At 70.6% G+C, this 11,858-nt stretch carries 11 protein-coding genes; 6 read left to right on the forward strand and 5 right to left on the reverse strand.

Annotated features, from left to right (window positions below; genetic code table 11):
- Window positions 1–100: 100 nt before the first annotated feature.
- Entirely contained in the window at window positions 101–799 is a 699-nt protein-coding gene (locus ACZ45T_RS10715) for a TetR/AcrR family transcriptional regulator (RefSeq protein WP_468439586.1), read from the reverse strand.
- A 208-nt stretch (window positions 800–1,007) separates the two neighbouring features.
- Between ACZ45T_RS10715 and ACZ45T_RS10720 the strand changes: the two genes are divergently transcribed.
- The 6 genes from ACZ45T_RS10720 to ACZ45T_RS10745 all read left to right on the forward strand — a co-directional run bounded on the left by ACZ45T_RS10720 (window position 1,008) and on the right by ACZ45T_RS10745 (window position 8,426).
- Complete coding sequence (locus ACZ45T_RS10720) at window positions 1,008–2,369, forward strand: MFS transporter (protein ID WP_468439588.1); 1,362 nt, start codon at window positions 1,008–1,010, stop codon at window positions 2,367–2,369.
- Between the two features lie 676 nt (window positions 2,370–3,045).
- Window positions 3,046–5,088: an AfsR/SARP family transcriptional regulator gene (locus tag ACZ45T_RS10725; RefSeq protein WP_468439590.1), complete on the forward strand. Its 2,043-nt coding sequence runs from the start codon at window positions 3,046–3,048 to the stop codon at window positions 5,086–5,088.
- A gap of 144 nt (window positions 5,089–5,232) precedes the next feature.
- Entirely contained in the window at window positions 5,233–6,147 is a 915-nt protein-coding gene (locus ACZ45T_RS10730) for an SAM-dependent methyltransferase (RefSeq protein ID WP_468439592.1), read from the forward strand.
- Window positions 6,148–6,284: 137 nt separating this feature from the next.
- Entirely contained in the window at window positions 6,285–6,485 is a 201-nt protein-coding gene (locus ACZ45T_RS10735) for a hypothetical protein (protein WP_468439594.1), read from the forward strand.
- Window positions 6,478–7,590, forward strand: a complete 1,113-nt coding sequence (locus ACZ45T_RS10740) for an AMP-binding protein (RefSeq protein ID WP_468439596.1) — start codon at window positions 6,478–6,480, stop codon at window positions 7,588–7,590. The genes ACZ45T_RS10735 and ACZ45T_RS10740 overlap by 8 nt, the downstream gene beginning before the upstream one ends.
- Before the next feature lie 77 nt (window positions 7,591–7,667).
- Window positions 7,668–8,426 carry a helix-turn-helix transcriptional regulator gene (locus ACZ45T_RS10745; protein ID WP_468439598.1) on the forward strand — a complete coding sequence of 253 codons (759 nt, stop codon included), beginning with the start codon at window positions 7,668–7,670 and terminating at the stop codon, window positions 8,424–8,426.
- A gap of 15 nt (window positions 8,427–8,441) precedes the next feature.
- On the opposite strand, the gene ACZ45T_RS10750 is transcribed toward ACZ45T_RS10745, so the two are convergent.
- The 4 genes from ACZ45T_RS10750 to ACZ45T_RS10765 form a co-directional block, all read right to left on the reverse strand.
- Window positions 8,442–8,915: a hypothetical protein gene (locus ACZ45T_RS10750; RefSeq protein ID WP_468439600.1), complete on the reverse strand. Its 474-nt coding sequence runs from the start codon at window positions 8,913–8,915 to the stop codon at window positions 8,442–8,444.
- On the reverse strand, window positions 8,894–10,054 hold the full coding sequence (locus ACZ45T_RS10755) for a nitric oxide synthase oxygenase (protein ID WP_468440033.1): 1,161 nt from the start codon (window positions 10,052–10,054) through the stop codon (window positions 8,894–8,896). Before ACZ45T_RS10755 ends, ACZ45T_RS10750 begins: the two co-directional genes overlap by 22 nt.
- Window positions 10,055–10,310: 256 nt before the next feature.
- Window positions 10,311–10,976, reverse strand: a complete 666-nt coding sequence (locus tag ACZ45T_RS10760; RefSeq protein WP_468439602.1) for a sterol desaturase family protein — start codon at window positions 10,974–10,976, stop codon at window positions 10,311–10,313.
- Window positions 10,973–11,815: an SDR family oxidoreductase gene (locus tag ACZ45T_RS10765; RefSeq protein ID WP_468439604.1), complete on the reverse strand. Its 843-nt coding sequence runs from the start codon at window positions 11,813–11,815 to the stop codon at window positions 10,973–10,975. The genes ACZ45T_RS10760 and ACZ45T_RS10765 overlap by 4 nt, the downstream gene beginning before the upstream one ends.
- Window positions 11,816–11,858: the final 43 nt, after the last annotated feature.

Consider the following 11,858-nt stretch of genomic DNA (forward strand, 5'->3'; position numbering starts at 1 on the left):
GGTTCTCCGCGAGCGCGTTTTCGTGTTCACGGCCTGCCCCTGGATGCCGCAACTCCCGTACCGGCTCGGTCCTGTGCGCCCTGATCAGCGATCGCGCTGATCAGCGATCCTGGCGCTGCGGGGTCGCCGGCGCGGCCTGTGCGAGCAGTCCGTCGACGAAGGCCTGGAGCGCCTGGGGGTAGGTGTTCTGCCAGGCCAGCTCCGCCCATTGGTCGTTGAGGGCGGCCAGGCGCGGCAGTTGGGCCGCGAGGTGGCTGCTGAATTCGCGGGAGAGCGGTACCTCGTCGTTCGCCCTCGCGCGGGCGGAGTGCGCGCGGACGAGGATCTCGCCGACGGTGTAGTACCAGATGCTGCGGAAGACATAGACGGACTGTGCGGGCGTGCATCCGCAGTCGATGGCCCCGGCCAGGATGACCTCGACCAGCCACAGGGCCGAGTCGCCGAGTCGCATGATGAAACCGTCGGTGGTGAGCACCTCGGCGGCCCACGGCCACGCCGCGAGGGAATCGTGGATCGCGGTGGCGGCCCCGATGATGCGGTCCCGCGGATCGGCGGGCAGATCCGGGTGCGGGATCTGGTCCGCGTGCTCGTGGATCAGCAGGAGCAGCAAGTCCTCTTTGTCCCGCACGTGGTGGTACAGGGTCGTCGCCCCGATGCCGATCTCGGCAGCCAGCCGACGGATGGTCAGCTTGTCCCAGCCGTCCCGATCGATGAGCCGGCGGGCCGCGCTCAGGATCTGCGCACGGGAGGTCACGGGGGGTCGGCCGACACGGCCGTGCGGTGCTGCATTGGGAGACATCGTCCCATCATGCACTAGCCCAACCCGGCGCCTTCGACCCCTGCGCTCGACAGCGAGCCGGTCCTGGTGTTAATTTTAGAACGAGTTCGGAAACTCGACTGACACCTTGAGATCGCAGAGGGACTGAGTTGCTGTGACAAACACGGAATTAACTAACGAGGCATCAGAAACCGACGGTGGTGCTCAGGCCGGGCTCACCCTTGCCGCGGTGGCCGTCGTGCAGTTCATGGTCTCCCTGGACCTGTCGGTCGTGAACGTCGGACTCCCGGAGATCGGCTCCAGTCTCGGCTTCAGTGAGGTGGGCCTGACCTGGGTGATCCACGCTTACGCCCTCACCTTCGGCGGACTGCTCCTCCTGGGCGGCAAGATCGCCGACCGGTACGGCCACAAGCGGCTCATGATGCTCGGGCTCCCCGTATTCGGTCTCGCCTCCCTCATCGGCGGCTTCGCGACGGAACCCGGTCATCTGGTGGCTGCCCGCGCCGTACAGGGCGTCGGGGCCGCACTCCTCGCTCCGGCCGCACTGGCGCTGCTGACCGCGACCTTCCCCTCCGGCAAGGCGCGCGTGAAGGCGTTCGGCGTGTGGAGCGCGATGAACGCCGCCGGTGGCGCCTTGGGCGTCCTGATCGGTGGCGTGCTCACCGAGTACGCGGGCTGGGAATGGGTGATGTTCGTCAACGTTCCCATGGCCGCCATCGCACTGTTCCTGACCTGGCGCGGTGTCGTCGCCGACGGGCCCATCGCGAGCCGCGGCCGCCCGGACGTGCTGGGCGCGGTCCTCGCCACTGCCGGAATGACCCTGCTCGTGTTCGGCGTCGTCCGCACCGACCAGCACCCGTGGACCTCGTCGGAGACCCTGACGGCGCTGGGGGTCTCGGTCGTACTGCTGGCCGCGTTCATCTTCGTCGAGAAGACCACCGCCCGCGACCCCCTGATCCGACTCGGACTGTTCAGCAACCGCTCGGTCGTCGGCGCGAACGTCTTCAACCTCCTGCTCGGCGGCGCCATGGCGTCGGCCTTCTACTTCGTGTCCCTCTACCTCCAGCGCGTGCTGGGGACGGGTCCGGCCAAGACGGGCGTCCAGTTCCTGCCGTTCGCGCTCGGTGTGATCGTCGGGTCGGTCATCGCCATCAAGCTCGGCTACAAGATCGCTCCCCGGTTCATCCTGCTCGCCGGCGGGCTGCTCACCGGGATCGGGTTCGCCTGGTTCGGCCTGATCAGCGCCGACGGCTCCTTCACCGTCGACGTCCTGGGCCCGTCGATCATCGCCAGCATCGGATTCGGCCTCTGCCTCGCGCCCATGCTCAACCTCGCCACCGCGGGTGTCGAGGCCCACGAGGCGGGCACCGCCGGCGGCCTGGTCAACAGCTCACGTCAGATCGGCGCCGCCATCGGACTGGCCGCCCTCGGCACCGCCGCCAATGAGAAGACCGGTGATGTCGGCACGCTCGAGGCCCTCAACGACGGGTACGCGCTGGGCATGACGATCGGCGGCGTGATGGTGGTCGGCGCCGTGCTCATCGCCATCAGCGTCCTGCCCCGCACCCCCGCGCCGAAGGCGGCGCAGTAGGGCAACGGCTGACCTGGTCCCCGACCGGGACGGACCCGCCGTGCCACACCGGCGAGCGGGCCGCCGACTGACCTGACCCGTCTGCGAGGTCATCCTTCCAGGCAAGACGAGCTGGGGCACCCTGCATGTCGAACGCGACCTCTGATGATCAAGGCTGTCGAAGCCTTCGATCACTGACAGGGGTCGCGTTCGCGCGTCGTTCCCCCGGCCCGGGGCCGATCCTTCAATTGATTGCTCCATTCCGTATATGTGAAATGCATGGGGTTCAATGTGGAAATGATCTGTTGCTGTGTGATATCCGGCTGGTATCGTCGAGATGCTTCCGTGGATTTCTGCGTTCCGTATGTTCTTCCGATTCGCCGGCCGTTCTTGGTTTCCCCGGTGTGTGCGGACATTCGATCGGCTCGTCGAAGCTGAATTCTCAAACCAACCGGTCGTGCCTGAAACGGACCGGTTGGAGGGCACGGCAGGCAGGGAACTGGGGCGTTCCCAACTTCGGGTCGAAGCGTGGTGAAGGACGAGGGCGGGCGGCCCGCGTCCACCGGGAGCCGGGAGCCGTTGCTCCTCCCCGGTCTGGGCTGATCCGGAGCGTGCAGCACACACAAGGGGGGTAGCAGTGGAATTCCGCGTTCTCGGACCGGTCGGAATACGTCAGGCAGGACGGGATCTCACGCTGGTGGCGGAGAAGCCCAAGACAGTGCTCGCCGCGCTGCTCCTGGCGGGCAACCGCGTCGTTTCCGACGCGCACTTACGCGAGGTCACCTGGGGGCCGACACCTCCGGCCACGGTCAACCAGCAGCTCTACACGTACGTTTCGCGGCTGCGCAAGCTGCTCTATCCCGCCGCGGTGATCCGGCGCCACCGGCCGGGCTATCGGCTCGTGCTGACCGACGCGACTCTCGACCACGCCGAGTTCGACCGGCTGGCCGGCCTCGGCTACGACGCGCTGAAGACACGCCGTCACGCCGTGGCCGCCGAACACCTGGCCGCGGCGCTCGCGCTGTGGCGCGGTCCCGCTCTCGGCGGTGTGACCGAGCACCTGGCCCGGCTCGAGCTCCCCCGGCTGGAGGAAGCGCGCATGGCCGCGTTAGAGGGACGGATCTCCGCCGACCTCGCGCTCGGCCGCCAGGACGCGCTCGTTTCCGAGCTCGTCGACCTGGTGGAGGCCTATCCGGTCCGCGAGCGGCTGCGCGCCCAGCTGATGACCACGCTCTACCGGGTCGGGCGGCAGGCCGACGCCTTGGCCGAGTACCAGCGCGGACGGCAGATCCTCGCCGAGGAACTGGGCATCGAGCCCAGCTCGGCGCTCACCGAGGTCTTCCAGTCCATCCTGTCCGCGGACCCGGGGCTCACCGCCCCCGCCGCGCCTCCCCAGCAGATCCGGGTCCAGTCCCGACGCCAGGTGCGGCCGGCGATGCTGCCCCCCTGCGTCGCCGACTTCACGGGCCGCCAGACCCAGCTGCGCGAGCTGTCCGACCTGCTGTGCGGCGACCAGGTCGGAGCGGCACCGGTCGTGGTGACCGGTACGGCGGGAGTGGGCAAGAGCGCCCTCGCCGTCCAGGCCGGCCGACTCTGCCTCGATGCCTTCCCCGACGGCCAGCTCTACGCGGACCTGGGCGGGTCACAGGACGGTCCGCGCGACCCCCACGACGTACTCGAATGGTTCCTCCAGGCGCTGTGCGAGCCCGGAAGCCCGATGCCCGAGACGGTGGAAGCGCGCACCCAGCTCTACCGCAGCGTGCTCGCCGAACGCCGGGTCCTGGTCGTCCTGGACAACGCCCAGCACGAGCAGCAGGTGCGACCGCTGCTCCCGGGAGCCGCCTGCAGCCGGGTGATCGTGACGACCCGGTCACGCTTCACCGCCCTGGAAGGCGCGCGCTCGCTGGAGCTGGACGTCTTCGACCAGGGCGAGGCGCTCACCCTGCTGCGCCGGGTGGCCGGCCCCGGTCGCGTCGTGGCGGAGCACGACACGGCCGACTCGCTGATCGACCGGTGCGGGCGACTGCCGCTCGCCGTCCGGGTGGTGGCCGGACGGCTGGCAGCCAAACCCCATTGGACGCTGGCCGAGATGGAGCGCAGGCTGGCCGACGGCGACCGGCGCCCGCTGGACGAACTGCGTCTCGCCGACATAGACGTCCGGTCCTCGCTGCGCCCCAGTTACCTGCGCCTGGCGGCCGGGGCCAGGACCGCCCTGTGCCGGCTGTCGCTGCTGAACACCGGCGAGATACCGTCCTGGCTGGCGGCCGCCGTGCTGGAGACCGACGAGTCACGGGCCGAGGACCTGCTCGAAACCCTGGTCGACGCCCGGCTGCTGGAAGTCGGCGAGACGGATCGCACCGGCCGGCTCCGCTATCGGATGCCCCCCGTGATCCGCCTGTTCGCCCACGAACGCGCGGAGGCCGAGAGCAGCGCCGCCGAACGCCGCGCGGCGGTCGACCGGGCGCTCAACGCTTGGCTCCAGCGGGCCCGCGCTGCCGTCGTGGCCCTGGCCGACAAGCGCCAAGTGGGCGCCAGAACCGCCCTGTTCTGGTTCGAGACGGAGAAGAACGGGCTCGTCGCGGCGTTCCGTCAGGCGGACGCCGACGGTCACGACGCCACGGCCCGCTCGCTCGCCCGTACCCTGACGGAGCTCCGCAGGCTCAGTGGTGCGGCCGACGGTCGCACGGTCACCCGGCGCCGGTCCTCATCGGCCCTGCCTCAGACCCTCACCAGGGTCTGAGGCAGGGCCGCTCGCTGCGCCGGCTACGGCGTGCACGGGTGCGGGCTGCCCGGCGCCGCCCATGGCCCGTTCGGCCTGCCCGCCGTCTGAGTCCGGTACGCCGCGGTCCCCACGGGGCGGGGGAAGTGACGGAAGCCCGCCGACATGGCCGATGAGGCGCGAAGGGACATGGTCGTGGACCACACGCACCCGGAGAGTGGCCGTCAGGTTCCGGTGCCGGGCCTTCCGACGGGTGTCGGCCTCCTCACGGCTCTGTGTACGGCCAGGGCGCGGGCGGCGGAGAGCCACCGCTCCGACCGGCTCTTCGAGGACCCGGTCGCCCGGGTGGCGGCCGAGGCCGTCGGCGGGCCGCCGCGTACGCCCGGCCGACCGGGGCGGCAGCCCGCAGGGGAGAGCGCGTCGATGCGGGACCTCATCGCCCTGCGCACCCGGTTCTTCGACGACGAACTGCGCGCCGCGTCGGCGCAGTGCCGCCAAGTGGTCCTGCTGGGCGCGGGCTTGGACTCCCGGGCCTTCCGACTCGACTGGGCGCAGGGCACCGAGGTGTACGAACTGGACCGGGGCGACGTCCTGCGGTTCAAGCAGGGCATCGTGGCCAGGGCCGGCCAGGAGCCCCGCTGTGCGCGGGTGGAGGTGGCCGCGGACCTCCGGGGCGACTGGCCCGGCGCGCTGCGGGCCGCGGGCTTCAATCCGTGGCGGCCCACGGCGTGGGCCGCCGAGGAGCTGCTGCCCTACCTGAGCCGCACCGAGAACGACCGGCTGCTGAGCGGGATCACGGCGATGTCCGCGCCGGGCAGCCGACTGGTGGCGGACCACGTCGACAGCGCCCTGCGGGACGCGGTGGAACTCACCGCGATGACGGAGGTCATGCGCGCGGTCGGCGCGTCCTGGCGTTCCACCCTGGAGGCTCCGGAAGAGTGGCTCGCCCCGCACGGCTGGACCTTCGGTCTGACCGACCCCGCGGAACTCGCCGACCGCGGCGGACGGGAGCTTCCGGCTCTGTTCGGACCGTCCGGAGGGGGCGGGGGACGCCTGTGGCTCATCAGCGCGGTTCGCTGAGGGTCCCCACTGACCTGCGGGATGTAGCCGGGATATGGCTTCCTTCGGCCTCGGTATAGCAACCGTCAGCAAGATATGGGCCTGAGCGAGCGGCCGTGTGGACGTCTCGCCGAATCGAATGCCTACGGGGGAGTGCCATGAGCGAGGGGCGAACCGATCGCGCCGCCCGGACCGTGCCGGCCCGCTCCGGTTACCGGCCCGGGGAATTCGGCGCGCTGCCGTCCGCGGGCTCGGTGTCGCCCCCGTCGATGGAGGAGCTGCACCGCGGCGGAGAGCCCCTGTTCCCGTACGGTCCCACGGTGGGACGCGCCCTCGGCCTGGAGGACGACCGTGCTTGACGGATGTACGCCGTGGTCCGAGGAACGGGCGGAGCACTACCGGGCGGTGGGTCACTGGCAGGGCGACAGCCTGGCGGACCTGCTGACCGACGCCGCGGAGGCACACGGCGACCGCACCGCGCTCGTGCACGGCCGACTCCGCCTGACCTACGCCGAACTCGACCGGCGGGTGGCACGGACGGCCGCGGGCTTCCTCGCGCAGGGCATCGCCGCGGGCGACCGGGTCGTCGTACAGCTGCCGAACGTACCCGAGTTCGTCATCGTCTGCTTCGCCCTGTTCCGCATGGGGGCCGAGCCGGTGTTCTCGCTCGTCTCGCACCGGCTCGACGAGCTCCGTCTCCTGTGCGCGCTCTCCGGGGCCGCGGCCTGCGTGGTGCCGGGCACGTACCAGGGCTTCGACCACACACGGCTGGCCCTCGATCTCGTGGGCGAGTACGCCACCCTGCGGAAGGTCTTCGTCCTCGACGCGGCGGCCCGGGCCGCGGCCGTCGCCCCCGAAGGGCTGCTCGTCGCGCTGGACGACGTCGACGCAGAGCCGCTGCCGCCGGCCGCGCCCGATCCGTCCGATGTCGCGTTCTTCCTGCTGTCCGGTGGTACGACGGCGCTGCCGAAGCTGATCCCCAGGACCCACGACGACTACGCGTACCAGATCCGGGCGGCCGCCGAACTGCTCGAACTGGACGAGGAGGACGTCCACCTGGCCGTGCTCCCGACGGAGTTCAACTTCACCTGGGGGTGTCCCGGCGTCGTGGGAACCCTGAGCTCCGGGGGCACCGTGGTCCTGATGGACGCGCCCGTCGCCGACGAGTGCTTCGAGACCATCGAGCGCGAAGGCGTCACCTTCACGGCGTTGGTGCCGGCCCTGGCCGAGGCGTGGCTGGAGGCCGCCGAGTGGAACACGGCCGACCTGTCGAGCCTGAAGCTCGTGCAGATCGGCGGGGCCCGGCTGCCCGTCTCGGTCGTGGAGCGCATCAGGCCGGTCCTCGGATGCCGGCTGCAACAGGTCTTCGGGATGGCGGAGGGGCAGCACACCTTCACCCGTGACACGGACACCGACGATCCACTCGTCGAAGGCCGCATCACGGCAGGAGACGCCGTCCTGTAATTGCTGTTCGAAGGCCACGCACCGGGGGATATCTCATGTGTCGATGAGGTTGCCTCATGTGAGGTCAGGTGCCGCCGATGACGCAGATGTGGAACGGCAAGGTGACCCTGGAGCCCGGACGGCTCACGTTCCGGGGAAGGATCGGCACGACCCATGCACATGCTCACGCCGCCGTGCAGATCGTGATCGTCACGTCCGGCACGGTCGAGGTGATCGACGGCCACGGTCATGGCCGTTCGGTGCGGGGCGCGGTGATTCCCGCTCGGGCGGTGCACGCCGTACGTGCTCTCGACGCCTGGGGAACCCTGGTGTACTGCGACGCGGACTCCCTCCTCGGCCGCCGCGTGCAGTCACCCGGCGCCGCGGGGGACGGGATAGCCGACTGGGTGAGGGCGGGGCCGCCGGGGCGGCCGGGGGAGGAGGGCGCCGCGCCTCGGCTGCGGGACCTGTTGCTGGTGGTGGCCAGCGGAAATGCGGCGGCCGGTGGTACGCATCCTGCCGTGCGGGCGGCGATCGCCCGCACGCAGTCGCTCCTCGGCGGGCCGATCCGTCTGGAGGACGTGGCGGCTGCCGCGGGGATCTCTCCCAGCCGGCTCGGTCACCTCTTCGCGCAGGAGGTCGGCATGTCCTTCCCGACCTATCTGCGATGGGCGCGGCTGCGCCGCGCCATCGAACTCGTCCGTTCCGGGGCGACCTTGACCCGGGCGGCGTACGGCGCGGGCTTCAGTGACAGCTCACACCTCACCCGGGTCGTGCACGAGATGTTCGGCCTGGCGCCCTCGGAGCTCCTGCGCGGCGTTCGCTGGGAGGATTCCGCCACGGCGAGGACCGCGTGAAAGCCGGCCACAGCACTAGCCACCGGCAGGCGTCGAGCCGGACATGTGCTGTCCGGCCCGTGGCCTGCCGATGCCCAGTGCCGGCCGGCGTGTGTGGACGGTCAGATAGGTCAGGCCGTCGTCACCGGCCCGCAAGGACCGCTGAGTGGAACGCGGGAGCCATACGATCACGCCCGGCGTGAGGACGCTGCCGGTCGCGTCCGGTCCTGAACCGAGAGAGCCCTGCCCCGCGACGACGACCAGCAGGACGTCGACGGCGTCCTCGACGTGGTTGTCCACGCCCGCGCCGGCCGGGAGGTGGACGATGTTGGCGTCCAGCTCCCGGCCGGGTTCGGTGAGGCGCCACAGGGCACCGCGGTGCCGCACGTCCGCGGTGTCCACGAGAGGGCCGAGCTCTGCCAGGATCCTGGGGTTCGCCGGCAGGCGGAAGCCGGCGGCCCGGCCGGCGGACTCGTCCACGGCGCCGGTCAGCCGTGGCCGAAGGGGCATCCGCCCTTGCCGCGGTCCTTGGCGTCGTCGTCCAGGTAGAAGTTGGGGCGCTGGTCGGCCTCGTCGTAGTAGCGGTGGAAGACCGGGGTGATGCCGCCGGAGACCGGAGGCACGATCCAGCTCCAGTCCGCGGGCACGGTGCGACCCTGCTTCTCCTCCTTGTCCAGGTGCGTCATGAAGTGCCGGGACTCGGTGTGGTGGTCACTGATCTTGACGCCGGCTTGGGTGAAGGAGTGCAGCACGGCGACGTTGAGCTCGACCAGGGCGCGATCGCGCCACAGGGTGGTGTCGCTGCTGGTGTCGAGCCCGAGGTGGGCGGCGATGACCGGCAGCAGGTTGTACCGGTCGGTGTCGACGAGGTTGCGGGCGCCGATCTCGGTACCCATGTACCAGCCGTTGAACGGGGCCAGCGGGTAGTTGATGCCGCCGATCCGCAGCCGCATGTTGGAGATCGCCGGGACGGCGTGCCAGCGCAGACCCAGGTCGGCGAAGTCCGGACGGTCGGGGTGGGTGAGGTGCACTTCGAGAACGAGGTCCTGGGGGACGTCGAAGAGCTGCGGCTTGTCCCCGTCGGTGTCGATCACCCAGGGCAGCACGTCCCAGGCGCCGCCGGGGGCCTGCCAGCCCAGGCGCTGGACGGCCTCGGTGAAGTCGGTGTAGGTGGGGTCGCCGACGATGTCGCCGCCCTCTTGCCGGTAGCCGGCGTAGCGGATGAGCTGGTCGTTCCACACCCGGGGCGCCCGGCTCTCGGGGGTCTCCGGGGCGAAGATGGAGATCGTCGGGCGGATGCGTCCGTCGTTGGTGGCCTGACGCAGGTGCTCGCACAGCTCGTGGTGGATCTGCTCGGGCGTGGTGGCCCGTCGGCGGTCCAGTACGCGCAGGCTCTTCCAGTACAGGCGGCCGATGCAGCGGCTCGAGTTGCGCCAGGCCACCCGGGCTCCGAAAGTGAGCTCGTCGTCGGTGTGGGTGTAGGTGCCGGTCTGCTCGATCTCCGTGCGAACCTGCTCCAGCCGGGCGGCCAGCGGCACGGCCTGGTCGGGGTACTCGCTGTGGTGGAGGCGTACGAACTCCTCCGCTTCGTCCCAGTCGGCTTCGGCGGAGTGCGACTGGCCGGCCGGCGCGGGTCGGGAATCCGACATGCCCGGGTCGGCGGCGTCGGCGTCGGTGTCGAGGGTGTAGATGCGAGCCAGAAGCGTTTCGGAGTTCATGGGTTCCTCGCGGGTGGCGTTCGGCTCCGGCATCCGGTCCTTGCGGTGGGCGGACATGCCGGGTGAGCTGTTGCGCGACGAGGCGCGGGCACCCGCGCGGGGGGCATCGACGACTTGAGGGTTTAGCCGTACGCCGCGGGGGTGCCCGCACCGGTCAGGAGCCGGACCGCTGGACCGGCGGGGTCGGTCAGGCGACTGGTTCGCCGGACCGGGACTGGCGCGCGATGGAGGTTCCGAACAGCTCGTCCCAGTACGGGGCGGAGATGCCGAAGCCCTTGGTGTCGTCGCGGAAGTGATGGCGCATGTGCAGCGACCGCAGGTGTCGCATGAGCCGGTTCTTCGGGGTGGCGAGGTGCAGGTACAGGTGGAACAGGTCGTACGTGAGGTAGCCGAAGGTGTAGCCGGCTCCGAAGATCAGCGGCAGCGACCCCAGCCCGGAAGCCAGGTAGATCGTGCCGCCGACCATCGGAATGCTGAGCAGCGGGCTGAGGATGGAGCGCCGGGGATCCGTGGGGTAGTCGTGGTGGATCCCGTGCAGTACGTAGTGCAGGCGCGCGCCGAAGCCCTTCTCGGGCTCGTAGTGCAGCACGATGCGGTGGCCCCAGTACTCCGACAGCGTCCAGGTCAGGTAGCCGGCGGCCGCCCAACCGAGCAGCGCCCAGCCCCCGGTCTGCTCGCGGGCGACCGAATACCAGACACAGACGGCCATCACCGGTGTGAACATGGCGATCGTCGTGACCGGGTGGACGTGGATGAGGTGGTCCAGCCAGCGCCAGCCGACGACGGCCGGCGCCTTGCCGCGTTTGACGGCGCCCTTGTAGTTGCTGGGGCGAGCGGGTGTGGCGGAGGTCACGCCCCGGCTCCTTCCGCGGTGGGGACCTTCACCCGGGCCTCGTACGCGATGCGGGCCTGGTAGTCGGTGGTGCGCAGCAGCTGGTCCGCCTTGAGGAAGCGGCCCATCGCGTCCCGCCACGGCTGGGGCAGCAGGAACAGGGAGCGGGTGACCGGGTTGGTCCAGCCCGGCACGTACCGGTTGTAGACGGGCCGGCGGGCGGTGCGCAGAACCGACTTCGCGATGTCATCGGGCGTGAGCAGGGGCACGAAGCGGCCCTTGCCGACACCGGAGGTCAGCTCGGTCTGCGCGGGGATGGGCAGGATGATCGACAGGTCCACGCCGGACCCGCGCAGCTCGGCGCGCACGCCCTCGGACAGACCGACGACGCCGTGCTTGGCGGCGGAGTACGTGGCACAGCCGGGCAGGCCGATCATGCCCACGGCCGACACCATGTTGATGATGTGGCCGCGGCCGCGCCGGCGCATCGGGCCGATGGCGGTCTTCATCCCGTTGAGGGTGCCCAGCAGGTTGACGCCGAGCTGGTGCGCGGTGTCCTCGGCGGACTCCTTCTCGAAGGGTCCGACGATCATCTCGCCCGCGTTGTTGACGAAGATGTCGATGGGGCCGAGGTCGGCCTCGACCGCGTTGAAGAACGCCTCGACGCTGACCGGGTTGGTGACGTCCAGCTGGTAGGCGCGGGCGCCGATGTCGGAGGCGACCTTGGCGGCGAGGTCGAGGTTGCGGGCGCCGATGGCGACCTTCGCGCCGGCGGCGATGAACTGCTCGGCGGTGGCGCGGCCGATACCACGGCTGCCGCCGGTGATGGCAACGATCTTGTTGTTGATGTCCCTGGGCACTGTGGGAGCCTCCAGTAGAGTCGCGGTCCGCTCGGGGCGGCGG

Source organism: Streptomyces sp. NPDC030995 (assembly GCF_055571215.1).